This is a genomic window from Ensifer sp. Root1252 (assembly GCF_001425885.1).
Lineage (GTDB): Bacteria > Pseudomonadota > Alphaproteobacteria > Rhizobiales > Rhizobiaceae > Ensifer > Ensifer canadensis.
This window is the reverse complement of sequence record NZ_LMDT01000009.1, coordinates 24,762-51,295: the sequence shown is the minus strand read 5'-3', so window position 1 is coordinate 51,295 and position 26,534 is coordinate 24,762. Positions and strand designations below refer to the sequence as shown.

The following is a 26,534-nucleotide window of genomic DNA, read 5'->3' as shown; positions in this document are numbered from 1 at the left end:
GGACCGCCTACGGGGTGTCGGGTCTTGTCCTGGCAGTCGTCCTCGGGATGGTCGTGCCGCGACCGCTGTTGCCGAAGACGGCCACGGCCGCTGCGGTTGAGCCGGCTGTTGCCGGCGAACGCGTCCTGATCCTCGCCAGTCCGATCCACACCGATATCGCCATTCCCCTCAATGACGAGACGCGGACGCGGTTTGCCTTCGCCGGCGAGGCAGGCGTGCCTCTGGATCACCCGGAGGCGCGATGGCTGATCTTCGGCTGGGGTGGCCGCTCGTTCTACCTGGAAACGCCGACATGGTCGGAGCTGAAGCCAATGCCGGTCTTGAGGGCGCTGGCGCTCGACCGTTCCGTTATGCATGTCGATATTGCCGGGGCGATCGTCGAACCCCAGCCGTCGGTTACGAGCGTTGACCTCAAGCGCGCCGAGTTCGAGAAGCTGATGACGTTCATCTCCGGAAGCTTTGCCAGGAACGGCGGCGCCGTCTTTCCGATCGAGGGCTTTTCCTATGGTTATGCCGACCGCTTCTTTGAGGCGGAGGGCAGCTTCAATGCACTGTTTGGATGCAACACCTGGACGGCGCGGGCATTGAGAGAAGCCGGACTGCAGACGGGGTTCTGGAATCCCTTGCCTTCCACTCTTGGCCTGTCCCTGCGGCTACACAACTGAGACATTGTCCGCGCCGGTTCGGGATCGCCACAGGCATGCGCTTGTCGCATGTCTGCCATGCGCGGGTGTGAATCGACGCCTTTCGTGCTGCACCGCAGCGGAATTTCCGGTAGGAAACGAGCTGATATTTTCCTCGATCGCGACTGTTCTCCCAAGGCCGCTCGCAATCGAGTGCCTGCACTGAAGGAGATGACCATGCTCGGCAGAAAAGTACCCTCCGTAACGTTCCGCACCCGCGTTCGCGATGAAGCCGTCGGCGGCTCCAACCCGTTCCGTTGGCACGACGTTTCCTCCGACGATTACTTCGCCGGCAAGCGTGTCGTGTTGTTTTCGCTGCCGGGCGCCTTCACGCCCACCTGCTCGACCTTCCAGCTGCCCGACTTCGAAAAGCTGACGGCCGAGTTCCGCTCCGAAGGCGTTGACGAAATCTACTGCATCTCGGTCAACGACGCCTTCGTGATGAACGCCTGGGGCAAGTCGCAGAGCCTCGAGAACGTCAAGCTGATCCCCGATGGCTCGGGCGAGTTCACCCGCAAGATGGGCATGCTCGTCGCCAAGGATAATCTCGGCTTCGGCATGCGCTCCTGGCGCTATGCTGCCGTTGTCAACAACGGTGTCGTCGAACAGTGGTTCGAAGAGGAAGGCTACTCCGACAATTGCGACAGCGATCCCTACGGCGTTTCCTCGCCGCAGAACATTCTCGAGACGCTGAAGTCGCAGAAGCTCGCAGCCTGATCCGGCTGACGACGGATCGATTTTTGAAACCCCGGTGCTAGCGCCGGGGTTTTTTCTTGCTACAGTGCCAGGCAGAAAAGATGTCGAGGGTTCAATGGTTTACATTATTGCATATCTGACGGCGCACCCGGGCAAGGGCGTGGAAATCCTGGCGCTGGCCGAGCCCCTGATCGAAGGAACGCGGCGGGAGGCAGGCTGCATCAGCTACGAGCTCTATCAAAAGCCTGCCGATCCCGACGCGCTGGTGTTTGTCGAAACCTGGAAGGACAAGGCCGCGGTCGACGCCCATTTTGCCGAGCCGCATCTGAAGGCGTTCCAGGTCGCGACGGCGGATCTGCTGGTCGAAGCGCGCATCGAGCTCGTGCACCCGGAAAAGGTCGAGGTGCTCTGAGATGCCCTATCGGTCGACCGAGGTACTTTCGCCCGGACCCAGGGACGAGGCGCCGTTGCACAGCATCACCTTGGCCCACGATGCGCGGCATCTGCGCCGCAAGCTGCTGCATCTCGAAAACGACGATGTCGTCATGCTTGACCTGAAGGAAGCGGTGATGCTGGCCGACGGCGACCTGCTGGTGCTCGAGGGTGGCGGTCATATCCGCATCGTTGCGGCATCCGAAGCGCTTTACGAGATCCGTCCGCGCGACCCGTTGCATCTCGTCGAACTGGCCTGGCATCTGGGCAATCGCCACCTCCCGGCGCAGATCGAGACAGGCCGCATCCTGATTTCCCGCGATCCGGTCATTCGGGCGATGCTTGAGGGGCTGGGGGCGGCGGTCGTCGAAATCTCCGAGCCGTTCCATCCGCTGCGCGGCGCTTATCACGCGGCCGGAGGCCACGATCACGGCCACCACCATCACCATGGCTGAACGGGTCGACACGCAGGCGCTGCTTCGCCTCGTGACCTGGCTGTCGCCGGCTTTCCCGGTCGGCGCCTTCTCCTATTCGAACGGGTTGGAGCAGGCAGTTCACGATGGCCATGTCAGCGATATCGAGAGCCTGCGGCTGTGGCTGGAGACGCTTCTTTGCCACGGATCCGGCTGGAACGATGCGGTGCTGCTTGGCGAAGCCTATCGCGGTTTCGGCGAGCCGGTGCAGCTTCAATCCGTGATCGAGCTTGCCGAGGCGATGGCGGCAAGTTGCGAACGGCACATGGAAACCATGCTGCAGGGCGAAGCCTTTCTGGCGGCAGCGCGGCATTGGCCGCACACCGTGCTCGATCGGCTGGGAGAAAGAACCGCCTATCCGGTCGCCGTCGGTGCGGTTGCGGGTGCCCACGCCACAGGCCTCGAGCCGGCGATTGCCGCCTATCTGCATGCGTCCGTATCCAATGCCGTATCGGTGGCCATTCGCTGCGGCGTCACCGGCCAACGTGACGGCGTCGGGCTGATCGCAGCCCTTGAGCCGACCATCGCTGCAGTGGCGCGAAAGGCGAGCGCCGCATCGCTGGAAGACCTTGGCTCGGCCACGATCGCAGCCGATATTTCATCTCTCAGACACGAGACCCTGCATTCGCGGCTGTTCCGCTCGTAAGCGTGCGCGGCCATAGAGCGTTTCCAGTTCGGACGGAGACGTGGAAACGCTCTATCTCTTTGTTTTTACGCGTTTCCTAGCGGAGAAGGTTTCACGCTTTTCCTGGAAATGCTCTAGAAAGGAACGTCACATGGCATCGAAGAATGGTCCCCTGCGTGTCGGCATCGGCGGGCCTGTCGGTTCGGGTAAGACGGCGCTGACGGACAAGCTCTGCAAGGCGATGCGGGAGAATTACTCGGTCGCGGTCGTGACCAACGACATCTACACCAAGGAAGATGCCGAAGCGCTGGTGCGCATGCAGGCGCTGCCGTCGGACCGCATCGTCGGCGTCGAGACCGGCGGATGCCCGCACACGGCTATCCGCGAGGATGCGACAATCAACTTGCAGGCAATCGCCGATCTCAACCGTCGCTTTCCCGATCTCGATATCGTCTTCATCGAATCCGGCGGCGACAATCTGGCCGCCACCTTCTCGCCTGATCTGGCCGACCTGACGATCTATGTCATCTCCGTCTGCCAGGGCGAGGAAATCCCGCGCAAGGGCGGGCCGGGCATCACCAAATCTGACCTGCTTGTCATCAACAAGCGGGATCTGGCGCCCTATGTCGGCGCCGACCTCGACGTCATGGATCGTGACGCGACCCGGATGCGGGCGGAAAAGCCCTTTGTCTTCACCGACATGAAACGCGGCGACGGCGTCAACCGGATCGTCGATTTCCTGACGCTGCATGGCGGGCTTAGCTCGAGGTAGCGCCTGGGTCGAGCCGGGGCCACAGGGAGGAATGGTCGTCCTTCGTGATCGTGGGCGACGAGATTCCGCTTTTGCGTTGTGGCCTGCTGCGACCGCTAGCTAGAGCGCTTCCGATTTAGACGGAACCGCACAAACGCTCTATCTCTTTGTTTTTACGCATTTCCGGACGGAAGACCGCTTCGCACTTTTCCTGGAAATGCTCTAGAACCGTTCCAGCGCCTGACGGTCGTGGATCTCGATCATGCGTCCTTTAACGGTGACGCCGGAGCGGCGAAGAGCCGAAAAGGCCCGCGACAGCGCCTCTGGCGCCAGGCCCAGCTTGCCCGCCAGCACATTCTTCTGGAACGGCAGCCGGAACGAGAAGGTCGTCGAGCCATCCGGGCAGTGACCGAGGATGTAGCTCGCGACCCGCTGTGGCGCCGTCAGAAGACGATCCTCTGCCAGGCAGTCCTCGGCCATCTGGCCATGACGGCAGAGCAGCTCCATCAGCGCCTGGGCAATATCCGGATGCTGCTCGGCGAGCTTGCGCAGATTGCGGCTGTCGAGGCGGGCGATGGTCGAGGACCCGATGGCCTGTGCGTTGGCGGTGGCGCGGTGCCCGAGGAACATGGCGCTTTCACCGAAGAGCTCACCCTTTGGAAAGACGGCGATGTCGGCCTCGCGCCCATCCTTGCCGAGCCGGTAGACGCGCACAAGGCCGGACAGGACGCAGAAGACGCTGTCAATGGGTTCGTCCTGATGAAACAGAATGTCGTGTTCTTCGTGGTTCGTTACGACGGCGCCTTCGAGAACGGCATCGGATGCTGTCGGTGACAGCTTCTCGAAGAAGCGGGAGCCCAGCAGCACCGCTCTGTCATTCGAGTTCAATCGCAAGGTCTTCATCACACCGGCCCTGAGGTAAAGTCTAGAGCGTTTCCGCCTTAGAAGGAGCACGAAAACGCTCTTGCTCCCCGTTTTTACGCATCTCCCGACGAAAAGCTGCTTCGCACTTTCCTGGAAATGCTCTGGTGTCAGGGTAACCGGGCTTTTGAAACGTCAATTGACCTCGATCAAACAATTCTCACAAAAAAGCCCGCACCGGTGGGTGCGGGCCCGATTTTCAGGTGATTTTTGGCCACTATTCGGCAGCGAGCGCCGGATGATTGATTACCTTGCCCGTTTGCTTGCCTTTCGACTGCCCGTCCTCAATCGTTTTCAGGCGCTCTTCCAGGCCCTCGATCGTCTTGCCCTGGTCGTTGACGAATTCGGTCAACGCCTCGCGGTCGAGCGGCAGGTTTTCCTCGTCCTTCTTGCCGACGAGGCGGCCGAAGATCCAGGCGAGCAGGCGCGACAGATCATCCATGATCAGGAAGAAGGACGGTACCACGACGAGGCTGAGGATCGTCGAGACGATGATGCCGCCGATGACCGCGATCGCCATCGGCGCCCGGAACGAACCACCTTCGCCGACGCCGAGTGCTGAGGGCAGCATGCCCGCCGACATGGCGATCGAGGTCATGATGATCGGGCGGGCGCGCTTGCGGCCCGCTTCGATCATTGCCTGCGTGCGATCCATGCCGTGGTGCATCATCTCGATACCGAAATCGACCAGCAGGATCGCGTTCTTGGTGACGATGCCCATCAGCATGAGGATACCGATCAGAACCGGCATCGACAGCGAGTTCTGCGTCAGGATCAGGCCGGCAGCGACACCGCCCATGGCAAGCGGCAGCGAGAACAGGATGGTGAAGGGCTGGATCACATCCTTGAACAGCAGGATCAGCACCACCAGCACCAGCATCAGGCCGAGCAGCATGGCATTGACGAAGCTTTCCTGCATCTCCTCCTCGACCTCGGCGTCACCGCTCTTGAGGAGTTGAACCGTGCTCGGCATCTCGGCATCGTTTGCAATCTGCTCGAACCGTGCAGAGGCGGTGTTCAGCGCCACGCCGATCGGGAGATCGGCGCCAAGTGCAACGACACGGTTGCGATCGTAACGTTTGATCGAACTCGGGCCTTCTGAATAGTTGATATCGGCAACGCTCGACAGCGGCACCGTCAAGCCCGAAGCGGTCTGGATCTTCAGGTTGCGGATCGCGGCGATATCCGTGCGGAAGTCACGGTTGATCTGGACGCGGATCGGTATGAGCCGACCATCGAGGGCAATCTTCGTCAGCGCCGCGTCGATATCGCCGATTGTGGCAACACGGATGACTTCCGAGATTTGCGCGGTGGTAATGCCAAGGCGTGACATCTGCTCGTCACGCGGACGGATCTGCAACTCTGGACGGGGCAGGGCGCCGTCAGGGCTGACATTGGCCAGGAGTGGATCGCTGCGCAGCTTGGCTTCGAGAATTGCAACGGCCTGGTCCAGATCCGTCTCGTTGTTCGAGAGCAGGTTGAAGGACAGCTCTCGCTCACCGCGGTCGTTGAGCTTGATGACCCGGACGTCCGGAATATCCCGGACGCGGGCAAAGATTTCCTTTTCGATCTGGGCCTGAGGAATGATGCGGCCATCTGGCTCAAGCTTCGGCAGGTATTGGCCGATGACCGGCAGGCCGCCAATGACGTCGTTGACGATCTTGTTGAGAAGCGAGTGGTCGCGCTTTTCCAGCAGCACCGTCACGGTAGCCCGGCGCAGTTCCAGGTCGCCCTTGGGTGAGGCACCGCCGAGCACGAAGACGCTGTCCACGCCCTCGAGGTCCTTGACCCTCTCATAGATCTGCGCGGTCGTGCGGTCCGTGTCTTCGAGCATGGCATCCGGGGCCAGTTCGACGGAGAGGCTGACGCGCGACGTGTCGTCCGGGGGCAGGAAGCCGCCGGGCACGAACAGGAACAGCGCGGCCATGGAGGCCACGGTGACGCCGATGGCGATGAGCACCGTTAGGTAGCGCATGTACCAGCGCTTCGTGGTTGCATGAACCAGGCGCGTATACTTGCGCATCAGGTAGCCGTCTTCGAGATGATGTCCATCAAGTTTGGATGGACGCATCAGATAGGCGGCCATGACGGGCGTGATCAGCCGTGCAACCAGCAGCGAGAAGAACACCGAGACGGCGACAGTCAGGCCGAACTGGATGAAGTACTGGCCAACGATGCCCGGCATGAACGACACCGGTATGAACACCGCGATGATCGTGAACGTGGTCGCGATAACCGCAAGGCCGATTTCGTCTGCTGCTTCGATCGCCGCCCGATAGGGCGACTTGCCCATATGGATATGCCGCTCGATGTTCTCGATCTCGACGATCGCGTCATCGACGAGAATGCCGGTCGCCAGCGTCAGCGCCAGGAAGCTGACGAGATTGAGCGAGAAGCCGAGCAGTTCCATGACCCAGAAGGTCGGTACCGCCGAGAGCGGCAGGGCGACGGCGCAAATCAGCGTGGCGCGCCAGTTTCGCAGGAACAGCATGACGACGATGACGGCAAGCAGTGCGCCTTCCATCAGCGTATGCAGGGCCGCTTCATAGTTGCCGTAGGTGAAGTAGACGGAATCGTCGACCATCTCGATGGTGACGTCAGGGTTGGCCGCGCGGATCTTTTCCAGCGACTTGGCAACGGTTTCGGCAACGCTGACTTCACTGGCACCCTTGGCCCGGAAGACCGCGAAGGTGACGCCGGGATTGCCGTTGAAGCGCGAAAAGGAGCGGGGCTCCTCATAGGTATCGGTCACGGTGCCGAGTTCGGAAAGACGCACGAAGCGACCGCTTGGCACCGAGATCATCGTGTTGGCAAGCTGGTCGACATTGCGGGCGTCGCCGAGCGTACGGATCGCCTGTTCGCTGCCGCCCACCTGACCGCGGCCGGAGCCCAGGTCCATGTTCATGCGTCGAAGCTGGCCATTGACGTCGGCGGCGGTGATCCCCAGCGAATTCAGCTTGTCCTCGCTAAGCTCGACGCGAACCTCGCGGTCGGCACCGCCGTAGCGATCGACCCGGCCGATGCCGCTCTTGCCCTGAATTTCGCGCTTGATGACGTCGTCAACGAACCACGAGAGTTCTTCCAGCGACATGCCCGGTGCAGAGACGGAGAAGCTCTGGATCGCCTGGCCTTCGACGTCGACCTTGGAGACGATGGGCTCTTCGATCGAGGTGGGCAGGTCGCCGCGGATGCGGTCGATGGCGTCCTTGACGTCCTGGACGGCCTGGGTCGTGGGTACTTCCATACGGAAGATCACGGCCGTGGTCGATGTGCCGTCGTTGATCGTCGACTGGATATGGTCGACGCCGGTGACGCTGGCGACCGCGTCCTCGATTTCCTTGGTGACCTGGGTTTCGAGTTCGGCCGGCGAGGCACCGCTCTGCGCCACGCTGATCGACACGATCGGCACGTCGATGTTGGGGAAGCGGGTGATCGGCAGGCTGAAGAACGACTGATAGCCGAGCACCAGCAGCACGAAGAAGGCGAGGATCGGAGCGATCGGATTTCGGATGGACCAGGCTGAGAAGTTCATGGTCACGGTTCCTGTCAGTTGGTCGCTGGTTGCGCTGGTTTGACGGGGTTGATGCGGTCGCCGTCGCGCACATAGGCGCCGGCCCTGGCGACAACCTCTTCGCCGGCCTTCAACCCCTCGACCACCTCGACGAACTTGCCATCGGAGATGCCGGTCGTCACCGGGATGATGTTGACCACACCGTTGTCGACCTTGCGCACGATGGTCTTGCCGTTCTCATTGGTAACCGCCGTTTGCGGCAGAACGACAGCTGTTTTCTCTTCGGCGGTGATGATGGCGCTGGCATACATGCCGGAGCGTGCCTTGGCGGTGTCCTTGAGGCTGATGAACACGGTGCCGAGCCGGGAAACGGGATCGACCGTCGGGGCGATCAGGCGGATGGCGCCCTCGACCTTGGTGTTCCCGCCGGCAAGCGTGATCGTCGCCGGCTGGCCGACGGCAAGCTTGATGATGTCGGCTTCGGCGACATCCGCTTTCATCTCGATCGCGCCATCGCGGATCATCGCAAACAGCGGTTCGCCGCTGCCATTGGCGATCGCACCGATCTTGGCGTTCTTGGCGGAAATGACGCCGGCGACCGGGGCCTTGACCTCGGTGCGGGTGAGGCGAAGATCGATGTCGTCGATCTGGGACTGCGCCACCTTGATATCGGCCTTGGAGACCGCAGCGGCCTGTTCGGCGGAGCGGACCCGGGCACGGGTGGCCGCGGCAAGAGCGCGGACGCGATCGGCTTCCGCCGTCGAAACGGTGCCGTTCTTGGCAAGCTCCGCGTTGCGATCGCTGACGCGTGTCGCTTCTTCGGAATTGGCCTTTGCTTCGCTAAGTTGAGCGGTGAGCTGCGCCAGCCCGGCTTCCGCCTTGGCGAGCGCCGCTTCGAGCTGGCTCTTTTCAAGCCGCAGCGCGTCGTCGTTGAGAACCACCAGCACGCTGCCTGCTTCGACCTTGTCGCCGATATCGACATTGAGCGAGCGGATCGACAAGCCCTCGACCAGCGGCGCGACATAGATCTGCTCAACCGCCTGTATCGTCCCGGTTGCAACGACGCGATCGCTGATCGACTGATCGACTGCCTCGGTCACGACGATCGACGGCAGGCTCTGCGCGGGCTGCGCCTTGGCTGGTTCCTCGGCAAATGCACTTGAAAACGGAGCAATCATCATCGCAACGCAAACGCTGAGAGCAGGTAATACTTTCTGAGCCATCGGCTTTACAATCCTGGCAACGGAAACGACATAAAAAGGAACTGTGCCTTCGCAGGCCGGATCCCAATGCAATCAAGCGATTTTCAGTTTCGCCGACGCTTGTCTTCGCGGATTAAGCGAAACAAGGCATAGGCGCACGGCCATTTTCATTCATGCGCCACTCGCACGGTATCAGACCGTGAGCGCGGGCAGGACGGGGAGAGGCTCCCGCAGGCAAACTATTCGGAAAAATCAACTCCTCCGTGTTGCTTGCCTCCAACAAACATCCGCGCCTATGTAATCTTCACATCATCTGCTTACAAGTGCGGTGAAGTGATGGTTCCTCAATATTTCTTCCGTTCTGCAATCTTGGTTGCAATCTCGACACGATCTTGACAATCGAGGCGCATCAACGGCCCGTTGGCCCCGAATTGCCACCCCCACGCCCGGAAATTCGAGGCAACCTTAGCGGGCCATGAAAGGCCTGCACGCAAACGGAAGAGGGCCGCGCGATGGCTGTCGCGCGACCCTCTTCTGTCATTCGGTTTGTTTTCTTCCTACTTCAACGCGGCGTCGGTGATCTCGTGCGTCCAGGCGCCTTCCGGCTCCTTGGAGATGACCGGATCGGAACCGCCCGAAAGCAGCGACTGCACGGTGCGCTTGTAGTCGGCTTCATCCAGGGCGCCGTTCGAACCGGCGGTCAGCTTGGCCACTTCGCCCATCATGCGCTTCTGGTGCTTTTCGGTCTGGGCACCGGTTGAGTCATTCTCGAGAACGATGTCGGCTGCTTCATCCGGGTTCTGTTCGGCATACTTCCAGCCCTTCATCGAGGCGCGCACGAACTTGACCATCTTTTCCTTGAAGGCCGCATCCTTGAGCTTGTCTTCGAGCACGTAGAGGCCATCTTCGAGTGTCGCCACGCCCTGGTCTTCATACTGGAATGTCACGAGATCGTCCGGCTTGATGCCGGCATCGATGACCTGCCAGTACTCGTTGTAGGTCATGGTCGAGATGCAGGCCGCCTGCTTCTGGATCAGCGGATCGACGTTGAAGCCCTGCTTCAGGACGGTCACGCCTTCCGGGCCGCCGTCCGTCGGGATCTTCAGATGCGACATCCACGACAGGAACGGATACTCGTTGCCGAAGAACCAGACGCCAAGCGTGTGTCCCTTGAACTTGTCCGGGCTGGTGACGCCGCTCTCCTTGAGGCAGGTCAGCATCATGCCCGACTTCTTGAACGGCTGAGCGATGTTGACGAGCGGCACGCCCTTTTCGCGGGTGGCAAGGGCTGACGGCATCCAGTCGACGACGACGTCGGCGCCTCCGCCGGCAATCACCTGCGCGGGCGCGATATCCGGGCCGCCGGGCTTGATATCGACGTCGAGCCCTTCTTCTTCGTAGAAGCCCTTGTCCTTGGCGACGTAGTAGCCGGCAAACTGCGCCTGCGTGACCCATTTCAGCTGCAGTGTCACCTTGTCGGCGGCTTCGGCATGGAATGCTGCGAGCGAAAAGACGCCTGCGGCGAGAAGCGATGCAAGTCTCTTGTTCATGTCAGTTCCCTCTTGTTTTTGTTTCATTGTGTTTGAAGTAGGCAATTCGGGACGGAAAACCGTTTCACACTTTTCCTGGAATTGCTCCACGGTGTTCTCAGGCGCGCCCTCCGCGAATGGAAGGATGCCAGAAGGTGACGGCGCGCTCGATGAGCGCCACCACCCCGTAGAAGGCCGAACCTGCCACCGCCGCGACGGCGATTTCGGCCCAGACCATGTCGACGTTCATGCGGCCCACTTCCGTGGAGATCCGGAACCCCATGCCGACAATGGGTGTCCCGAAGAATTCGGCGACGATGGCGCCGATCAGCGCCAGGGTGGAGTTGATCTTGAGCGCGTTGAAGATGAACGGCCAGGCGGCCGGCAGGCGCAGCTTGACGAGCGTCTGCCACCAGGAGGCGGCATAGGTGCGCATCAGGTCGCGCTCCATGTGGCTGGACGCTGCCAGTCCGGCGATGGTGTTCACCAGCATCGGGAAGAACGTCATGATGACGACGACGGCGACCTTGGACTGCCAGTCGAAGCCGAACCACATGACCATGATCGGCGCAACGCCGATGACCGGCAGCGCCGAGACGAAGTTGCCGAGCGGCAGCAGCCCCTTTTGCAGGAATGGCGAGCGATCGATGAGGATGGCGACGACGAAACCAAGGCCGCAACCGAGGGCATAGCCTGTTAGCACCGCCTTCAGGAATGTCTGGCGGAAGTCTGCCGCCAGTGTTGGCAGCGAGTTGATCAGGCGCTGCCAGATCATCGACGGTGCCGGCAGCAGGACGGAGGGTACGGAAAAGCCGCGCACGATGCCTTCCCAGAGCACCAGCAGGGTGATGCCGAAGAGGAGCGGTACGGCGAAATGTGCGGCCCGGTTGGCGGCTTCGCTTTGAAACCGCTGGCGCACCAGCCATTCGTTGAAGGCCCAGGCCGCAAGCCAGAAGACGACGGCACCAATCAGGATCGGAAGATTCATGGCTTGGCCCCCATGCGCTTCAGGACGGCGGTGTGTGCAAAGCCGACGATCATGACCAGCACCGCCGCAAGCGCTGCCGCCATGAACAGCGCCGACCAGATCTGCACCGTCTGGCCATAATAGGAACCGGCGAGCAGGCGCGCGCCGAGGCCGGCTACGGCACCTGTCGGCAGTTCGCCGACGATGGCGCCGACGAGCGAAATTGCGACGGCAACCTTCAGCGAGGTGAAGAGATAGGGCATCGATGACGGCCAGCGCAGCTTCCAGAAGGCCTGCGCTTGCGAGGCATTGTATGTGTGCATCAGATCGAGTTGGATCGCCTCGGGGCTGCGCAGGCCCTTCACCATACCGACGACCACGGGGAAGAACGAGAGATAGGTCGAGATCAGCGCCTTCGGCAAAAGCCCGGAGATGCCGATCGCGTTGAGGACGACGATGATCATCGGCGCGATGGCGAGGATCGGGATCGTCTGGCTGGCGATCACCCAGGGCATCAGCGACCGGTCCATGGCGCGGTTGTGCACGATGCCGATGGCCAGGAGAATGCCGAGTACAGCGCCGATGCCGAAACCGAGCAGAGTGGCCGAAAGCGTGATCCAGGCGTGATAGACCAGGCTGCGTTTCGAGGTGATCGGCTTGTTGACGGTCGTATCCCAGATCTCGGCGATAACCTGGTGCGGTGCCGGCAGAACGGGGCGCTCCTGCGCCATGGTGTTGTGAACGATCTGCGAGAAACTGATCTCGGTGCCGGCGCGGGCAGCGGTGTCGCGCTCGAACGGCGCGTTCAGGAACACGACTGCAATGTACCAGACCACGATCAACAGCGCGACGACGGTGCCGACTGGCAAGAGCTTGTCCCTGAGGAAGCTTTCTTCTCTCATCGTCATGCCTTTCCGCTTGCCGGCAGCAAAATCAGGCCCATGGCGGCGATGCCGAGCATGACGCCGGCCGCCTGGGTGAGGCTCAGCTTTTCGCCGAAGACGGCAAAGGCAATGATGTTGACGAGAACCAATTGCACGATGGCTGACAACGAGATTGCGAGGCCAAGCCCGCCGTCGCGCATCAGCTTCACCATGATGATGTTGCCGACCATGTAGAGCCCGAGGGCCAGAACCAGCACGCCGACATGGCTGTTGGAGACATAGGCGCGCGAAGCCGTCGCGCCGCCGAGAAAAATGGTCGTGGCAAGCAGCAGCCAGAGGACATAGGCAAGGTTCATGGCCGTACCCCCGCTCCACGCCAATGGTAGAGAATGTCAGGCAGGCCTTCCTCGTTGTCGCCATCGGTGCGGCTTACGGCAGAGAAGCCCTGGCGTTCGTAGAAGCGCTGGGCGTTGCCGTTTGCCTCGAAGGTCCAGAGGTTCAACTCTGTTGCGGACAGCGACCTCGCGGTCTTGAGCAGATTGCTGCCGACGCCCACGCCGCGGTGGACGTCGTCGACATAAAGCGCCGTTACATAATGATCACTTGAGAGCGCCATGAAGCCTGCGACCCGGTCGTTGCGCTCGGCAACGATCACGGTCCGCTCGGGAAAGACCGTCTCGAGATAATATCGCTCGACGTCGGCATGCTGGTGTATCCGCGGCATCCACGGCGTCGCGTCGATCCAGCGGTTGAGAATGTCGGCGCAGGCACTCATGTCGGCCCGTGTTGCAGGACGGCAAATGGTCGAAGACGCCCCGCTATTCCTCATAGCTGTGCCCCGCTCTCAGGCCCTCGCGCACGCGATGGGCGACCTCGAGAAACTCAGGCGTTTCGCGAATGCCGAGCGGGCGCTCTCGCGGCAAGGGCGATTCGATGATGTCGGTGACGCGGCCGGGGCGAGGGCTCATCACCACGATCCTGGTGGAGAGATAGACCGCTTCGGGAATGGAATGCGTGACGAAACAGATGGTCTTGTTGGTACGGGCCCAGAGCTTCAACAGCTGCTCGTTCAGATGATCACGAACAATCTCGTCAAGCGCGCCGAAGGGCTCGTCCATCAGGAGAAGATCGGCGTCGAAGGCAAGCGCGCGGGCGATCGACGCGCGCTGCTGCATGCCGCCCGACAGTTGCCATGGGTATTTCTTGCCGAAACCGGCGAGGTTGACGAGATCCAGCGTGCGGTCGATGCGCGCCTTCTGCTCCTGCCTGTTGTAGCCCATGATTTCGAGCGGCAGGGCGATGTTCTTCTCGATGGTGCGCCAGGGATAGAGGGCGGCCGCCTGAAAGACATAGCCGTAGGCGCGTTGCCGCCGCGCTTCCTCGGGCGTCATGCCATTGACGGTGATCGTACCGGAGGTCGCCTTTTCCAGATCGGCGATGACGCGCAGGAACGTCGTCTTGCCGCAGCCGGAGGGGCCGATGAAGGAAACGAAATCCCCCTTGGTCACATCCAGATTGACGCCGGTCAGGGCGTTCACCGGGCCGTCGGCGGTCTCGAAGGTCAGACAGAGGTCCCGGGCCGAAACCACGGATGCGGTATTGGACGTCATCGGCGAATACTCATTCTGGCTTGGCTGTGTCAGACTGCTATCCGGACCGGCAACATGCAATCGCGGATTTGTAAGCGGAGCCGTTTGCTGCTGGTTTTTCAGGGAATTCTGGAGAACAGTCATGTCTCGATCATCCAATCCTGGCTGTCGCGTGGTTCGCCCCGGCAGCGGACATGCCGGAAAGCAGGGGCTCAGCTATTTCGAGGGCATCGCGGCGGAAACCGTTGGGGCGACCGGCATCTGCATGCACCTCCTGACAATCCCGCCCGGCGCCCGTGCCAAGGCGCATCTGCACGAGGACCATGAGACGGCGATCTACGTGCTGTCGGGCGAGGCGCACACTTGGTTCGGCGAGCGGCTCGAGGAGCATGCCGTCGTTCGCGCCGGCGAGATGTTCTACATTCCGGCCGGCGTGCCGCACCTGCCGGCAAACCTCTCCGATGCACCCTGTTCGGCCGTGATCGCCCGCACCGACCCCAATGGGCAGGAAAGCGTCGTCCTCTTGCCGGAGCTTGACGCTCTCGTGCCCGGGTGACGCGACCAGCAAACGCGCCGAAGCGTCCCGCCGGTGCGGCGGAACATGTCCGGTGGGACAGAGTGGTGGGAAGACGTGCAGGCCGTGAAGCACGGGGATCACACGCCTGTTGCCGGGATGCCGCTGCGCTGGACGGCGCGGGGGGCGGTGACTTCCTTCCAGGTGGTGAGCGCGGTGCTGACGGCCGGGAACGGATCGCGGCGGACGAATTCGCCATGGCCCTCGCGCGTCTTGACCGTGTTTTCCTCGATGGCGACGACGCCGCGCGTCAGCGTGTAACGCGGCAGGCCCTTTACTTCCTTGCCCTCGAAGACGTTGTAGTCGATCGCCGACTGCTGGTTCTTGGCCGAGATCGTCTTCGACCGCTTCGGATCCCAGACCACCAGGTCGGCGTCGGCGCCGACGAGAACAGCGCCCTTCTTCGGGTAGATGTTGAGGATCTTGGCGATGTTCGTCGACGTGACGGCCACGAACTCGTTCATGGTGATGCGGCCGGTGTTGACGCCGTGGGTCCACAGCATCGGCATGCGATCTTCAAGCCCGCCGGTGCCATTGGGGATCTTGGTGAAATCGCCGACGCCGGAGCGCTTCTGCTCTGAGGTAAAGGCGCAATGGTCGGTCGCGACCACCTGCAGCGAACCGGATGCGAGGCCGGCCCAGAGACTATCCTGGTGCAGCTTGTTGCGGAACGGCGGCGACATCACGCGGCGGGCGGCGTGGTCCCAGTCCTTGTTGAAATATTCGGTTTCGTCGAGCGTCAGGTGCTGGATCAGCGGTTCGCCGAAGACGCGCATGCCCTTGGCGCGGGCTCGGCGGATTGCTTCATGCGCCTGTTCGCAGGAGGTGTGGACGATGTAGACCGGGCTGCCCGCCATGTCGGCGATCATGATCGCCCGGTTGGTTGCCTCGCCCTCGACTTCGGCCGGCCGCGAATAGGCATGCGCCTCCGGGCCGTTGTTGCCTTCCGCCAGCAGCTTCGCCTGCAATTGGGCAACCACGTCGCCGTTTTCCGCGTGGACGAGCGGCAGCGCACCCAGGCCGGCACAGCGCTGGAAGGACGAGAACATCTCGTCGTCGTCGACCATCAACGCGCCCTTATAGGCCATGAAGTGCTTGAAGGTGTTGATGCCTTTGTCCCTGACGATGGTCTCCATCTCGTTGAAGACCTGCTCGCTCCACCAGGTGATCGCCATGTGGAAGGAATAGTCGCAGTTGGCGCGGGTCGACTTGTTGTGCCACATATCCAGCGCTTCGAGCAGCGACTGGTTGGGCGAGGGCAGGGCGAAATCCACGACCATGGTCGTGCCGCCGGCGAGTGCTGCCCGGGTGCCACTTTCGAAATCGTCGGAAGAGTAGGTACCCATGAAGGGCATTTCGAGGTGGGTGTGCGGGTCGATGCCGCCGGGCATGACGAAACAGCCGCTGGCGTCGAGCGTTTCGTCGCCTTTGAGGTCCGGGCCGATCTCGATGATCCTGCCGTCTTCAATCTTCACGTCCGCCTTGTAGGTCAGATCGGCGGTGACGATGGTTCCACCCTTGATGACAGTGCTCATTGATTTTCATCCTCGCGATTGTGCTTCCGGTGGCCCTTGGGCCGCCACGAAAAAGGGCGGAACTTTCGTCCCGCCCGCAAACTCATTCGACGATTTCGGCCGTTTCAACGACGGCGTGGAAGAGGACGTCGGCGCCGGCGCCGGCCCACTCCTTTGAGATGTCCTCCGCCTCGTTGTGGCTGAGGCCTCCGACGCAGGGGCACATGACCATGGTCGCGGGCGCGACCTTGGCTGCCCAGCAGGCATCGTGTCCGGCACCTGAGATCAGGTTCATGTGGCTGTAGCCGAGCCTTTCGGCGGCGTTGCGCACGGCAGTGACGAGTTTCGGATCGAAGGTCACCGGTTCGAAGTGGCCGATGGCCTCGACGGAGCAGCCGACGCCGAGCGCATCGGCGATCTCAGGCGCTTCCGCCTCGATCTTGGCGCGCATGCGGTCGAGCTTGGCCTTGTCGGGCGAGCGGATATCGACGGTGAAGACGACCTTGCCAGGCAGCACGTTGCGCGAGTTGGGCGAGAAGACCACCTGACCGACGCCGCCGACGGCGCCCGGCTGGTTTTCCATCGCCACGCCCTGAACCATCTCGATGATCCGCGACATGGCCAGGCCGGCATTGACGCGCATGTTCATCGGGGTCGAGCCGGTATGCGCCTCGCGCCCGGTCAGTGTGAACTCCAGCCACCACAGGCCCTGACAATGGGTGACGACGCCGATATCCTTGTTTTCGGCCTCGAGGATAGGGCCTTGCTCGATGTGATATTCGAAATAAGCGTGCATCTTGCGGGCGCCGACCTCTTCGTCGCCGACCCAGCCGATGCGCTTCAGTTCGTCGCCGAAGGCCTTTCCTTCCGGGTCCTTGCGGGCGTAGGCAAATTCCTGGCTGTGCACGCCGGCAAAAACGCCGGAGGCGAGCATCGCCGGCGCAAAGCGCGCGCCTTCCTCGTTGGTCCAGTTGGTGACGACAATGGGGTGCCTGGTCTTGATGCCGAGATCGTTCATCGAGCGCACGACCTCGAGGCCCGAGAGCACGCCGAGCACGCCGTCGAACTTGCCGCCGGTCGGCTGGGTATCGAGATGAGAGCCGACATACACAGGAAGGGCATCCGGGTCGGTGCCGGGCCGGGTGAAAAACATGTTGCCCATGGTGTCGACGCCCATGGTCAGGCCGGCCTGATCGCACCAGGACTGGAAGAGCTTGCGGCCCTCGCCATCCTCGTCGGTCAGCGTCTGGCGGTTGTTGCCGCCGGCGATGCCCGGGCCGATCTTGGCCATGTCCATTAACGTATCCCACAGGCGGTCGGCATTGACGCGCATGTTCTCGCCAGGTGCTGCCACGGCGGTCTCCTCATTTTTTTGGGCGGCACCTTGGGTGGTGCATGCCCCTCACGTTCCCTTGGTCAAATCCAGGCTTGGTTTTTTCTGGTGCCCTTCGATCAGTCGTTGCCTTTGCTGGCGAACTGGCTGATAATTTGACCGGTTGGTAAAACATTACAACTTCCGTTGCGGCACTCAAGTCGGAAAAACAAAAAAACGAAGTTGTTGCCCGAAAAGATGGCGGCGCCGAAATTTGGGCAGATACGACCTGTGCGGATGAACGCGCAGGCACCTGCAGGGGGCGAAATGGTACTTCCGAGAGCGGCCAAGACCCAGAGGCGTACACGCATCCAGGAGGAGAAGGAAGAGCGCATTCTGGAGGCAGCGCTGGAGGTGTTTTCGGCGAACGGCTTTCGCGGCGCGACCGTCGATCAGATCGCCGATGTGGCCGGCATGTCGAAGCCGAACCTGCTCTATTATTTCCGCACCAAGGAAGCGATGCACCGCGCGCTGATCGATCGCGTGCTCGATACCTGGCTTGATCCGTTGCGTGCCTTCGACGCCGAGGGAAACCCGGTTACCGAGATCCGCAGCTACATCCGGCGGAAGCTGGAGATGGCGCGCGATTTCCCGCGCGAAAGCCGGCTCTTCGCCAATGAGGTCCTGCAAGGCGCGCCGCATATCGAAGACGAACTCAAGGGGCCGCTGAAGGAGCTTGTCGATGAGAAGGCGGAGGTCATCCGCGCCTGGACCAAAGCCGGCAAGATCGCCAAATGCGACCCCTACCACCTGATCTTCGCGATCTGGTCGACGACGCAGCATTATGCCGACTTCGACGTGCAGGTGCGCGCCGTGCTCGGGCAGGGCAATTCCGGCGAGGGTCGGTTCGAGGATGCGGCGCGGTTTCTCGAGCGCCTGTTCGTCGACGGGCTGCAGGTGAGCGAACAGCCTGCCGCCTGAGCGCCGTTGGGATCAATCCGGCAGCAATGCCATCAACGCCAGCCCGCAGGCCGTCGTCAGTGCCCCGGCGAGAACCGGCAGGCTGACCCAGCCGTGACCGAGAATGCCCTCAAGCAGAATGATGAAGCTGGGCGTCAGATAGCCGTAGCCGAGCACTTTCGACGATGGCAGGCGCAGGGATGCGTATTGCAGCAGGAGGAAGGTGATCGCGGTGGTGACGACGGCCAAATATGCGACGGCGATCCAGACGATGGCCGGCAGGCTTGGAAAGTCGGTGCTGGCAAGGCCTGCGGCGCCGGGTACAAGCAGCCACGGCACGGTGCAGGCGGCAACCCAGAAGCCGAAGGCGAAGGGGTTTTCCTTGCGGTCGAACTTGCGGATCAGCGGCACGTAGATCGCGTGGCAGATGACGCCGACGAAGAAGATCAGCTCGCCCTGGCCGATGTCGAAGGCGAGGATTGCCTGGATGTTGGCGCGAAAGATCACCCAGACGGCGCCAAGTGCTGCGATGATCAGGCCTGCGAGCACGCCGGGACGGGTGTGCTGGCTGAGCAGTAGAAAGGCAAAGCCCGCGCTCAAGAGCGGCATCAGCGTGAAGACGGCGCCCGTCGACACCGGGTCGGTGAATTCCAGCGCCTTGAACATCGTCAGCATGTAGACGGCGATCAGCCCGCCGAGGATGAGGAAGCGCCACAACTGCCTGGGGATCCGAAACGGCACCCTGGCGTAACCGAAGGTGAGCACGCCAAGCACCACGACGGTCAAGAGATAGCGCCAGAGCGTCAGCGGGCCGGCGCCCATGTGCTGTGCCGCCAATCCGCCGAAGGAGAAGGAACCGGCGATGAGCGCCGAAAAGGTCAGCATCGCCAGATGCGCCTTGAGCTTTTCGACGCCCTTGGCGTGGCTCTGGTGCGCCGTTTTCGGCGAGACATCCTGTTTCATGCTGGCTTCCGGATCCGGTGCTGAAGACTCGAGCGAGCGCCCATACACCTAAGCCGGAGCGGGTGAGGGTTGCAAGGCCTTGGCGATATCGCCGGCATCTTCGACGATCCAGGTTTCGAGGGTCGCCTGGCGTCCGCGAAGGCTGATGTCGAGCCGCTTGTGCGCCTCCATCACCACACCGGCGCGATTGACGAGCTCGGCCGAAACGGCGAGTTGGGCGTCGTGTTCCTTGGCAAGGCCTTCGAGCCGGCTTGCCGTATTGATGGTATCGCCGACGGCAGTCAGAGACGTCGCCTGTCCATAGCCGATCTCGCCGATGATGGCTGGGCCGGCATGCATACCGATCGCGATCCGCAGCGGCTCGTCGAGCTCGCCCTGGAAGGTCTGGTTGAGAGCATCGATGCCCTTGGAAATGCGCACCGCGGCTGCAAGCGATTGCTGGCAGGCCTCGGTAAACGAGTTCTTCAGGCCGAAGATTGCCAGCGCGCCATCGCCGATGAACTTGTCGATGACCCCACCGGAATCCTCCACCGCCTCGCCGACCATCTCGAAATAGCGGTTGAGGAGGAAGACCGTATCGAAGGGCAGCTTATGCTCGGCGATGCTGGTGAAGCCGCGCAGGTCGCAGAAGAGCACGGCGATACGCCGCTCGCGCCCCTCGCCATCCTGGCGCACCAGCTGCTTCTTGATGCCGATGCTGTCGGTATCGAGGATAGGCACGACGGTGACGTTGTGGATCGGACGGAACTGGCAGGCAAGGCGGACATTGTCGGGTGCGCCGATCCGTGTCAGCGTCGTCAGCTCGGCATCTTCCGGCCCCGGCTGGCCTTCGAGACCCTGAATCACGCGCACGCGGCAGGTAGAGCAGCGGCCGCGACCGCCGCAGACCGAGACATGCGGGATGCCGGCGGCGCGGCTTGCCTCCAGCACGCTGAAGCCGAGATTGACGGTGGCGACACGGCCATCGGGGTAGCGCACGCGGATGCGCCCACCCTTGGGCAGGACGCGCAGGGCAAACGTGCCGACGATCAGCCCGGCAAAGCCGAGATAGAGACCGAGCCGGATATTCTCGAGCAGGTCGACATCGAAGGCCGGCTTGGCTTCAGCGCTGTCGCCATAGCCGCCATGCTCCGCATAGACGCGCTCGACCGAGCGGGCGCCGCTGAAGAAGCCGAGAAGCGCGAAGATCGGCACGAGGATCGCGATCGTGTAGAGCAGGACCTCGTAGCGCGGAAACCAGGTCCGTCCGCGCATCCAGAACCAGGCGCCGAGGCAGCCGTGGCTCCAGGCGAGCAAAAGGGCGAGAGATTGGCGAGTGGCATTGGTCCAGCTGGACCAGAGCGCCCGCAGCATGCCGGGATAATCGGCCTCCACTCCGGTCAAAAGCGGTTCGACCCGTGCGGCGGTCACGTGGCCCAGCAGCAGGAAGGGCAGGCTGAGGCCGAAGACGATCTTGAGCGCTTCGCGCATCGGCATGCGCAGCGTCTGGCGGCGATACAGGCTATCGAGTGCCATCATGAAATGCGCAAGCAGCGCACCATAGAGCAGCACCGTGCCGGGCACGCTGTGCCAGACGACGTTGAAGACCTTGCGGCCGGACTCCATGGCATCGATGGAGATCAGTCCGAGCGAATGGTTGAGAAAATGGGCAAGGATGAACGTACCAAGCACTGCCCCGGAAACGAGGTGAATGCGCTTGCGTCTATTGGCGGAAATGATCGTCAAATAGCGAGCCCAGCTCTGCCGGCGAAACACCGGCTTCGGTTATTTCCCCCTTTATTATCCAGATCGCATACGCCGACAACTTACCTTTTCTACACAATCTGTTTCGTTATCGTGTCTTGCGCGTCATTGGCCACTGGCGCTATTCGGCGGGGTTCGGCTGCCAAAGCTCGATCGGGTTGCCTTCGGGGTCGTAGAGCCTGGCGGAGCGGCCGTTCGGATAGGTTTGCGGGTCGGCTGTCACCTCGATGCCCGCAGTACGAAGCTGCTCCGTCATGGCGTCGACGCGGAAGTTCAGCATCCACATCTGTTGGCTTTGGCCGAAACAGTCGGTGTCGCGCTTGAACGGGGCGAAGACGGTGCTGCCGGCGCGTTGCCTCCTTGCTTGGCTTCCGACGCCTCCGCTCGCAACAGGGATAGCCGTTGGCGTCATTCCATCATGGGCGGCAGCCGCGCGGCAAGGGTATCGATGAGCAGCCGCAGCTTTGGCGGCATATATTGGGTTTTCGGCCAGACGACATAGGTGCCGTAGGACAGAGCGGGCACATCGGCGAGTATCTGCACGAGCGAGCCGGAAGCGATGCGGTTGCCCACCAGCCAGCAAGGCAGCCAGGCGATGCCGAAGCCGTCGGCCGCCGCGTCGGCGATCGACGTCAGGTCGTCGAGCCGCAGACGCGCCGGCGGCGTGACGGTCTGCGTCTGGCCGGCCTTCACTGGAAAGGACCAGGCGAGAGGTTGTCCGCTGCGCCGATAGAGGATCGCCTGGTGCGCCGTCAGGTCTTCGATCGTCTCCGGTGCGCCATTCGCTTCGATATAGGCCGGGGAGGCGCACACGGTCATGCGCTGGTCGGCGATCTTGCGCATCATCAGTTCGGGCTCATCCCGTTGCGGGCCGGTGCGGATGGCGAGATCGAAGCCGTCCTCGACAAGGTCGACGTTGCGATCGCTGAAGTTGAGGTCGAACTCCAGCCGTGGATGTTGCTGCAGCAGTTTCGACAGCAACGGCATGATGCATTGGCGGCCGAAATGCACCGGCATCGACAGGCGCAGCCGTCCCTGTATCTCCTGTTTGCCGGATTCCAGCAGCGCCTCGCCGGCTCTGATTTCGCTGAGCGCCCTCTGGCAGTTTTCGTAGAACAGCTGACCCTCGTCGGTCAGGCTCTGGGTGCGGGTGGTGCGATGAAACAGGCGCACGCCCAGCCTTTGCTCCAGCTTGGCGACGGTCTTGCCGACGGCTGAACGCGACAGGTTGAGCCTTTCGGCGGCGGCGGAAAATCCGCCCGCGTCGGCCGCCTCCACGAACACCGAAACGCCGTTCAGGTAGCTCATCTTGTATCCCTCATGGAACCAATATGACGAAATCATATCGCAACTGGAGAGATAATTTCAACGCTATGCTTTCTCCATCAGATCAAATCCGATGAAAGGAAAGACCATGGCGAGACTGATGAAGGAATGGACCATCGATGCGTTCGGCCCTCAGAACCTGAAGCTCACGGAGCGGCCGATCCCACAGGCGGGGCCGGGCGAGGTGCTGGTTCGCACGACCGCCTTTTCGCTCAACTTTCGCGACAAGCTGGTGCTCGAAAACGGCATGGGCATGCCGCTCGTCTTCCCCTTCGTGCCGGGCTCCGACATGGCCGGCGTCGTCGAGGCGGTCGGCAGCGACGTGACGCGCTTTCAGGCCGGCGATCGGGTCATTTCCGTCTTCGACCCCAGCTGGATCGACGGTCAAAAGCCGGGAACGGCCCGTCAACCGACGTCGTTTGCGCTCGGCGGTCTCAATCCGGGCGTTGCTTCGGAATATGTCACGTTCCCGCAAGACTGGTTCGTCCATGCGCCAAAGAGCCTTGACGATGGCGAGGCAAGCACCTTGCCCTGCGCCGGTGTAACGGCCTGGTACGCGCTGGTCGAGAAGGGGCGGCCGAAGGCCGGCGACCGCGTCGTCGTGCAGGGGACGGGTGGTGTCGCGCTGTTCGGGTTGCAGATCGCCAAGGCGCATGGGGCCGAAGTCATCGTCACGTCGGCAAGCCGGGACAAGCTCGATCGCGCCCTCGAGCTCGGTGCCGACCATGGCATCGACCGCCTGTCGGAAGACTGGGTGGAGCGTGTGCTTGAGATCACCGGCGATCACGGCGCCGATCATATCCTGGAGCTTGCCGGTGGCGCCAATCTCGGCCGGTCGCTGCATGCGGTGGCGGTGCAGGGACGGATCTCGGTCATCGGGGTGCTCGAAGGCGCCGAGATCTCGGCGCCGGCGCCGCTGGTGCTGTTGAAATCGCCTGTCATCCAGGGCATCGGCGTCGGCCATCGCCGGGCGCTTGAGGACCTCGTCGCGGCTGTCGATCAAACCGGTCTGAAGCCTGTGGTCGATGCGCGCTATCGGTTTGCGGATTTCCGCGAGGCACTGGCGCATCTCGATCGCGGCGCCTTCGGCAAGGTGGTGGTCGCGGTCTGATCGAACACCAATTCCCGACGCCGCCGGACAAGAATCCGGCGGCGTCGGTTTTGGTCATTCCGCTGCCTGGCGGGCCATCGGATTGTTCGGATGCGTCGTCCAGTTGGCATAGTTCGGATCGACCGGCTTGCCGGTGCGTTGGTCCATGGCGCCTGCCGGCAGTTCTTCCATGGTGATGCAGTTCTCGACGGGACAGACGCTGACGCAGAGGTTGCAGCCGACGCACTCGTCGTCCATCACCTCGAAGTGGCGCACGCCGTTGACGAACTGGGTGATCGCCTGGTGCGAGGTGTCCTCGCAGACGATGTGACAGCGACCGCATTTGATGCAGGAATCCTGATCGATCTTGGCCTTGGCGATGTAGTTGAGGTTGAGGTACTGCCAGTCGGTGACATTCGGCACGGCGCGACCGGTGATGTCGTCGAGGTTGCGGTGACCCTTGGCATCCATCCAGTCGGACAGGCCGGAGATCATTTCCTGGACGATCTTGAAGCCGTAGGTCATTGCCGCGGTGCAGACCTGCACGTTGCCGGCGCCAAGCACCAGGAACTCGGCCGCATCGCGCCAGGTGGTGATGCCACCGATGCCTGATATCGGCAGGCCGTAGGTTTCCGGATCGCGGGCGATTTCGGCGACCATGTTGAGCGCGATCGGCTTGACCGCCGGGCCGCAATAGCCGCCGTGGGTACCCTTGCCGCCGACCGTCGGGTTCGGGGCGAAGTTGTCGAGATCGACGGAGACGATCGAGTTGATCGTGTTGATCAGCGACACTGCGTCGGTGCCGCCGGCCTTGGCGGCGCGGGCCGGCTTGCGGACGTCGGTGATATTGGGCGTCAGCTTGGTGATGACGGGCATGCGCGTGTACTGCTTGCACCAGCGAACGACCATTTCGATATATTCCGGCACCTGTCCGACAGCGGCGCCCATGCCGCGTTCGGACATGCCGTGCGGACAGCCGAAATTGAGCTCGATGCCGTCGGCGCCGGTTTCTTCGACCAGCGGTAGGATCGCCTTCCAGGCCTCTTCCTCGCAGGGCACCATGATCGATGCGATCAGGGCCCGGTCCGGCCAGTTCATCTTGACCTGCTTCATTTCCCGCAGGTTCACATAAAGGTCGCGGTCGGTGATGAGCTCGATGTTGTTGAAGCCCAACAACCGGCGGTCGGCGCCCCAGATCGCGCCGTAGCGCGGGCCGTTGACGTTGACGACAGGCGGTCCTTCCTCGCCGAGCGTCTTCCAGACGACGCCGCCCCAGCCTGCCTTGAAGGCACGCTCGACGTTATAGGCCTTGTCCGTCGGCGGCGCGGACGCCAGCCAGAACGGGTTCGGGGATTTGATGCCGACAAAATTGTTGCGAAGATCAGCCATTGTTCCGTTCTCCCGATCCGTTATGCAACGGCGCTCGCGCGCGGCATGGCCGCGGCGAAAGCCCGGTTGATCGCTTCAGCGGCATCGCGGCCCATGGCGACGGCGGAGACCGTCAGGTCCTCGCCACCCAGCACGCAGTCGCCGCCGGCCCAGACATTGGCGAGCGAGGTCTTGCCTTCGGCATCGGTGACGATGCGGCCGGCTTCGAACGTGAGCGATCCGAGGCCGGACGCCTCGAAGGACTGACCGATCGCCTTGAAGATCTGGTCTGCGGCAATGATACCCGTTTCGCCCGTCGTCGTCAGCTTTCCATCGACGAGCGTAGTGTATTCGAGTTCGATCCCGGCGACCTTGTCGTCCTTGAGCGCGATGCGCTTGGGCTGCAGCCAGTGGCGGATGGTGACGCCCTTGGAGGTGGCCAGGTCCTGCTCGAACTCGGACGCGTTCATGTGCTCCTTGCCGCGGCGATAACAGATCGTCACTTCCTCGGCGCCGAGCAGCTTGGCCTGGACGGCGGCGTCGATGGCGGTCATGCCGCCACCGAGAACCACGACCCGGCGACCGACCGGAATGTCGGCCTTGGTCTTCGACTGGCGAAGGGCGGCGATGAAATCGACGGCGTCGTCTACGCCCTCGGCGGTTTCGCCTTCGAGGCGCAGCGCGTTGACGCCGGCAAGGCCGAGACCGAGGAAGACGGCGTCATATTGTTCGGTCAAATCGCCAAGCGAAAAATCGCGGCCGAGCGCCTGGCCGTGGCGGACTTCGATGCCGCCGATCGACAGCACGTAGTCGACCTCGCTCTGGGCGAAATCGTCGACGGACTTGTAGGCGGCGATGCCGTATTCGTTGAGGCCGCCGGATTTCTCACGGGCATCGTAGATGACGACCTCGTGGCCCTTGACCGCAAGGCGGTGGGCGCAGGCAAGCCCCGCTGGCCCGGCGCCGACGACGGCAACCTTTTTGCCGGAGGTCGCAGCGCGGGTGTAGAACTGCTTGTTCTCCTTCATCGCGATATCGGTCGCATAGCGCTGGAGGCGGCCGATCTCGACCGGACGCTCCTCAGCCGTGTTGCGCACGCAGGCCTGCTCGCAGAGCGTTTCGGTGGGACAGACGCGGGCGCACATGCCGCCCAGGATGTTCTGGTCGAAGATCGTCTTTGCCGAGCCGATGGGGTTGCCCGTCGATATCTGCCGAATGAACAGCGGGATATCGATGGAGGTGGGACAGGCCGTCATGCAGGGCGCGTCATGACAGAAATAACAGCGGTCGGAGGCGACCAATGCCTCGTGCCTGTCGAGGGCTGGATGGAGGTCGGAGAAATTGGTTTCGTAGTCCGCGAGCGGCAGGCGGCCGCCGAGGATCCCAGATTGCGTCGTTCCCATTTTTGGCTCCCAATGTTT

The 26,534-nt window shown here is 62.4% G+C and carries 26 protein-coding genes; 9 read left to right on the top strand and 17 right to left on the bottom strand.

Annotation, left to right across the window (positions count from 1 at the left end; translation table 11 throughout):
- Positions 1 to 14: 14 nt before the first annotated feature.
- The 6 genes from ASD02_RS11195 to ureG all read left to right on the top strand — a co-directional run bounded on the left by ASD02_RS11195 (position 15) and on the right by ureG (position 3,681).
- The gene (locus ASD02_RS11195; protein ID WP_038577388.1) at positions 15 to 665 is read left to right on the top strand and encodes a TIGR02117 family protein; all 651 of its coding nucleotides are present in this window, start codon (positions 15 to 17) and stop codon (positions 663 to 665) included.
- A gap of 195 nt (positions 666 to 860) precedes the next feature.
- The gene (locus ASD02_RS11190) at positions 861 to 1,400 is read left to right on the top strand and encodes a peroxiredoxin (RefSeq protein ID WP_025428132.1); all 540 of its coding nucleotides are present in this window, start codon (positions 861 to 863) and stop codon (positions 1,398 to 1,400) included.
- Between the two features lie 94 nt (positions 1,401 to 1,494).
- Positions 1,495 to 1,791, top strand: coding sequence for a putative quinol monooxygenase (locus ASD02_RS11185; protein ID WP_057206526.1), 297 nt, complete (start codon positions 1,495 to 1,497; stop codon positions 1,789 to 1,791).
- A gap of 1 nt (position 1,792) precedes the next feature.
- Positions 1,793 to 2,266, top strand: coding sequence for an urease accessory protein UreE (gene ureE / locus ASD02_RS11180; RefSeq protein ID WP_025428130.1), 474 nt, complete (start codon positions 1,793 to 1,795; stop codon positions 2,264 to 2,266).
- Positions 2,259 to 2,930, top strand: a complete 672-nt coding sequence (locus tag ASD02_RS11175) for an urease accessory protein UreF (RefSeq protein ID WP_025428129.1) — start codon at positions 2,259 to 2,261, stop codon at positions 2,928 to 2,930. Before ureE ends, ASD02_RS11175 begins: the two co-directional genes overlap by 8 nt.
- A gap of 130 nt (positions 2,931 to 3,060) precedes the next feature.
- Positions 3,061 to 3,681, top strand: a complete 621-nt coding sequence (gene ureG, locus ASD02_RS11170) for an urease accessory protein UreG (RefSeq protein WP_025428128.1) — start codon at positions 3,061 to 3,063, stop codon at positions 3,679 to 3,681.
- 201 nt (positions 3,682 to 3,882) lie between these two features.
- Here ureG and ASD02_RS11165 read toward each other — a convergent pair whose 3' ends face one another.
- The 9 genes from ASD02_RS11165 to ASD02_RS11125 all read right to left on the bottom strand — a co-directional run bounded on the left by ASD02_RS11165 (position 3,883) and on the right by ASD02_RS11125 (position 14,284).
- The gene (locus tag ASD02_RS11165; RefSeq protein WP_025428127.1) at positions 3,883 to 4,563 is read right to left on the bottom strand and encodes a Crp/Fnr family transcriptional regulator; all 681 of its coding nucleotides are present in this window, start codon (positions 4,561 to 4,563) and stop codon (positions 3,883 to 3,885) included.
- Positions 4,564 to 4,798: 235 nt separating this feature from the next.
- Entirely contained in the window at positions 4,799 to 8,113 is a 3,315-nt protein-coding gene (locus ASD02_RS11160; RefSeq protein ID WP_025428126.1) for an efflux RND transporter permease subunit, read from the bottom strand.
- A gap of 14 nt (positions 8,114 to 8,127) precedes the next feature.
- Positions 8,128 to 9,315, bottom strand: a complete 1,188-nt coding sequence (locus ASD02_RS11155) for an efflux RND transporter periplasmic adaptor subunit (RefSeq protein WP_025428125.1) — start codon at positions 9,313 to 9,315, stop codon at positions 8,128 to 8,130.
- A gap of 536 nt (positions 9,316 to 9,851) precedes the next feature.
- Positions 9,852 to 10,844: an ABC transporter substrate-binding protein gene (locus tag ASD02_RS11150; RefSeq protein WP_025428124.1), complete on the bottom strand. Its 993-nt coding sequence runs from the start codon at positions 10,842 to 10,844 to the stop codon at positions 9,852 to 9,854.
- A gap of 97 nt (positions 10,845 to 10,941) precedes the next feature.
- Positions 10,942 to 11,811, bottom strand: a complete 870-nt coding sequence (locus ASD02_RS11145) for an ABC transporter permease (protein ID WP_025428123.1) — start codon at positions 11,809 to 11,811, stop codon at positions 10,942 to 10,944.
- Complete coding sequence (locus tag ASD02_RS11140; RefSeq protein WP_025428122.1) at positions 11,808 to 12,692, bottom strand: ABC transporter permease; 885 nt, start codon at positions 12,690 to 12,692, stop codon at positions 11,808 to 11,810. The genes ASD02_RS11145 and ASD02_RS11140 overlap by 4 nt, the downstream gene beginning before the upstream one ends.
- 2 nt (positions 12,693 to 12,694) lie before the next feature.
- Positions 12,695 to 13,030, bottom strand: coding sequence for a hypothetical protein (locus tag ASD02_RS11135; protein ID WP_025428121.1), 336 nt, complete (start codon positions 13,028 to 13,030; stop codon positions 12,695 to 12,697).
- Positions 13,027 to 13,449 carry a GNAT family N-acetyltransferase gene (locus ASD02_RS11130; protein WP_225906277.1) on the bottom strand — a complete coding sequence of 141 codons (423 nt, stop codon included), beginning with the start codon at positions 13,447 to 13,449 and terminating at the stop codon, positions 13,027 to 13,029. The genes ASD02_RS11135 and ASD02_RS11130 overlap by 4 nt, the downstream gene beginning before the upstream one ends.
- Positions 13,450 to 13,492: 43 nt before the next feature.
- Positions 13,493 to 14,284, bottom strand: coding sequence for an ABC transporter ATP-binding protein (locus tag ASD02_RS11125; protein ID WP_025428119.1), 792 nt, complete (start codon positions 14,282 to 14,284; stop codon positions 13,493 to 13,495).
- A 121-nt stretch (positions 14,285 to 14,405) separates the two neighbouring features.
- Between ASD02_RS11125 and ASD02_RS11120 the strand changes: the two genes are divergently transcribed.
- Positions 14,406 to 14,819: a cupin domain-containing protein gene (locus tag ASD02_RS11120; RefSeq protein WP_025428118.1), complete on the top strand. Its 414-nt coding sequence runs from the start codon at positions 14,406 to 14,408 to the stop codon at positions 14,817 to 14,819.
- Between the two features lie 98 nt (positions 14,820 to 14,917).
- Here ASD02_RS11120 and hydA read toward each other — a convergent pair whose 3' ends face one another.
- Both hydA and ASD02_RS11110 read right to left on the bottom strand, forming a co-directional pair.
- Positions 14,918 to 16,372, bottom strand: a complete 1,455-nt coding sequence (gene hydA, locus ASD02_RS11115; RefSeq protein ID WP_025428117.1) for a dihydropyrimidinase — start codon at positions 16,370 to 16,372, stop codon at positions 14,918 to 14,920.
- Between the two features lie 82 nt (positions 16,373 to 16,454).
- The gene (locus ASD02_RS11110; protein WP_025428116.1) at positions 16,455 to 17,705 is read right to left on the bottom strand and encodes a Zn-dependent hydrolase; all 1,251 of its coding nucleotides are present in this window, start codon (positions 17,703 to 17,705) and stop codon (positions 16,455 to 16,457) included.
- A 285-nt stretch (positions 17,706 to 17,990) separates the two neighbouring features.
- On the opposite strand from ASD02_RS11110, the gene ASD02_RS11105 reads away from it, so the two are divergent.
- A complete protein-coding gene (locus tag ASD02_RS11105; protein WP_025428115.1) occupies positions 17,991 to 18,644 on the top strand; it encodes a TetR family transcriptional regulator C-terminal domain-containing protein in 654 nt (217 codons plus the stop codon).
- A 12-nt stretch (positions 18,645 to 18,656) separates the two neighbouring features.
- Here ASD02_RS11105 and ASD02_RS11100 read toward each other — a convergent pair whose 3' ends face one another.
- The 4 genes from ASD02_RS11100 to ASD02_RS11085 form a co-directional block, all read right to left on the bottom strand.
- Positions 18,657 to 19,586 carry a DMT family transporter gene (locus ASD02_RS11100; protein WP_051509177.1) on the bottom strand — a complete coding sequence of 310 codons (930 nt, stop codon included), beginning with the start codon at positions 19,584 to 19,586 and terminating at the stop codon, positions 18,657 to 18,659.
- A gap of 48 nt (positions 19,587 to 19,634) precedes the next feature.
- Positions 19,635 to 21,311, bottom strand: coding sequence for an adenylate/guanylate cyclase domain-containing protein (locus tag ASD02_RS11095; RefSeq protein ID WP_057206555.1), 1,677 nt, complete (start codon positions 21,309 to 21,311; stop codon positions 19,635 to 19,637).
- 139 nt (positions 21,312 to 21,450) lie between these two features.
- Positions 21,451 to 21,609 carry a VOC family protein gene (locus tag ASD02_RS39725; RefSeq protein ID WP_143347943.1) on the bottom strand — a complete coding sequence of 53 codons (159 nt, stop codon included), beginning with the start codon at positions 21,607 to 21,609 and terminating at the stop codon, positions 21,451 to 21,453.
- A gap of 128 nt (positions 21,610 to 21,737) precedes the next feature.
- Positions 21,738 to 22,637, bottom strand: a complete 900-nt coding sequence (locus ASD02_RS11085) for a LysR family transcriptional regulator (RefSeq protein ID WP_025428111.1) — start codon at positions 22,635 to 22,637, stop codon at positions 21,738 to 21,740.
- Between the two features lie 106 nt (positions 22,638 to 22,743).
- Between ASD02_RS11085 and ASD02_RS11080 the strand changes: the two genes are divergently transcribed.
- Entirely contained in the window at positions 22,744 to 23,766 is a 1,023-nt protein-coding gene (locus ASD02_RS11080) for an NAD(P)-dependent alcohol dehydrogenase (RefSeq protein WP_025428110.1), read from the top strand.
- A 54-nt stretch (positions 23,767 to 23,820) separates the two neighbouring features.
- On the opposite strand, the gene preA is transcribed toward ASD02_RS11080, so the two are convergent.
- Together preA and ASD02_RS11070 are read right to left on the bottom strand one after the other, a co-directional pair.
- The gene (gene preA, locus ASD02_RS11075; protein WP_025428109.1) at positions 23,821 to 25,134 is read right to left on the bottom strand and encodes an NAD-dependent dihydropyrimidine dehydrogenase subunit PreA; all 1,314 of its coding nucleotides are present in this window, start codon (positions 25,132 to 25,134) and stop codon (positions 23,821 to 23,823) included.
- Between the two features lie 20 nt (positions 25,135 to 25,154).
- Positions 25,155 to 26,516, bottom strand: coding sequence for an NAD(P)-dependent oxidoreductase (locus tag ASD02_RS11070; RefSeq protein ID WP_057206520.1), 1,362 nt, complete (start codon positions 26,514 to 26,516; stop codon positions 25,155 to 25,157).
- Positions 26,517 to 26,534 lie beyond the last annotated feature (18 nt).

Coding starts and splice junctions, on each gene's coding strand:
- ASD02_RS11150 (WP_025428124.1), bottom strand. CDS start 10,844: ATGAACAAGAGACTTGCATCGCTTCTCGCCGCAGGCGTCTTTTCGCTC.
- ureE (WP_025428130.1), top strand. CDS start 1,793: ATGCCCTATCGGTCGACCGAGGTACTTTCGCCCGGACCCAGGGACGAG.
- hydA (WP_025428117.1), bottom strand. CDS start 16,372: ATGAGCACTGTCATCAAGGGTGGAACCATCGTCACCGCCGATCTGACC.
- ASD02_RS11070 (WP_057206520.1), bottom strand. CDS start 26,516: ATGGGAACGACGCAATCTGGGATCCTCGGCGGCCGCCTGCCGCTCGCG.
- ASD02_RS11175 (WP_025428129.1), top strand. CDS start 2,259: ATGGCTGAACGGGTCGACACGCAGGCGCTGCTTCGCCTCGTGACCTGG.
- ASD02_RS11165 (WP_025428127.1), bottom strand. CDS start 4,563: ATGAAGACCTTGCGATTGAACTCGAATGACAGAGCGGTGCTGCTGGGC.
- ureG (WP_025428128.1), top strand. CDS start 3,061: ATGGCATCGAAGAATGGTCCCCTGCGTGTCGGCATCGGCGGGCCTGTC.
- ASD02_RS11085 (WP_025428111.1), bottom strand. CDS start 22,637: ATGAGCTACCTGAACGGCGTTTCGGTGTTCGTGGAGGCGGCCGACGCG.
- ASD02_RS11185 (WP_057206526.1), top strand. CDS start 1,495: ATGGTTTACATTATTGCATATCTGACGGCGCACCCGGGCAAGGGCGTG.
- ASD02_RS11160 (WP_025428126.1), bottom strand. CDS start 8,113: ATGAACTTCTCAGCCTGGTCCATCCGAAATCCGATCGCTCCGATCCTC.
- ASD02_RS11125 (WP_025428119.1), bottom strand. CDS start 14,284: ATGACGTCCAATACCGCATCCGTGGTTTCGGCCCGGGACCTCTGTCTG.
- ASD02_RS11145 (WP_025428123.1), bottom strand. CDS start 11,811: ATGAATCTTCCGATCCTGATTGGTGCCGTCGTCTTCTGGCTTGCGGCC.
- ASD02_RS11155 (WP_025428125.1), bottom strand. CDS start 9,315: ATGGCTCAGAAAGTATTACCTGCTCTCAGCGTTTGCGTTGCGATGATG.
- preA (WP_025428109.1), bottom strand. CDS start 25,134: ATGGCTGATCTTCGCAACAATTTTGTCGGCATCAAATCCCCGAACCCG.
- ASD02_RS11100 (WP_051509177.1), bottom strand. CDS start 19,586: ATGAAACAGGATGTCTCGCCGAAAACGGCGCACCAGAGCCACGCCAAG.
- ASD02_RS11120 (WP_025428118.1), top strand. CDS start 14,406: ATGTCTCGATCATCCAATCCTGGCTGTCGCGTGGTTCGCCCCGGCAGC.
- ASD02_RS11140 (WP_025428122.1), bottom strand. CDS start 12,692: ATGAGAGAAGAAAGCTTCCTCAGGGACAAGCTCTTGCCAGTCGGCACC.
- ASD02_RS11135 (WP_025428121.1), bottom strand. CDS start 13,030: ATGAACCTTGCCTATGTCCTCTGGCTGCTGCTTGCCACGACCATTTTT.
- ASD02_RS11080 (WP_025428110.1), top strand. CDS start 22,744: ATGGCGAGACTGATGAAGGAATGGACCATCGATGCGTTCGGCCCTCAG.
- ASD02_RS11105 (WP_025428115.1), top strand. CDS start 17,991: ATGGTACTTCCGAGAGCGGCCAAGACCCAGAGGCGTACACGCATCCAG.
- ASD02_RS39725 (WP_143347943.1), bottom strand. CDS start 21,609: ATGCTGAACTTCCGCGTCGACGCCATGACGGAGCAGCTTCGTACTGCG.
- ASD02_RS11130 (WP_225906277.1), bottom strand. CDS start 13,449: ATGAGTGCCTGCGCCGACATTCTCAACCGCTGGATCGACGCGACGCCG.
- ASD02_RS11190 (WP_025428132.1), top strand. CDS start 861: ATGCTCGGCAGAAAAGTACCCTCCGTAACGTTCCGCACCCGCGTTCGC.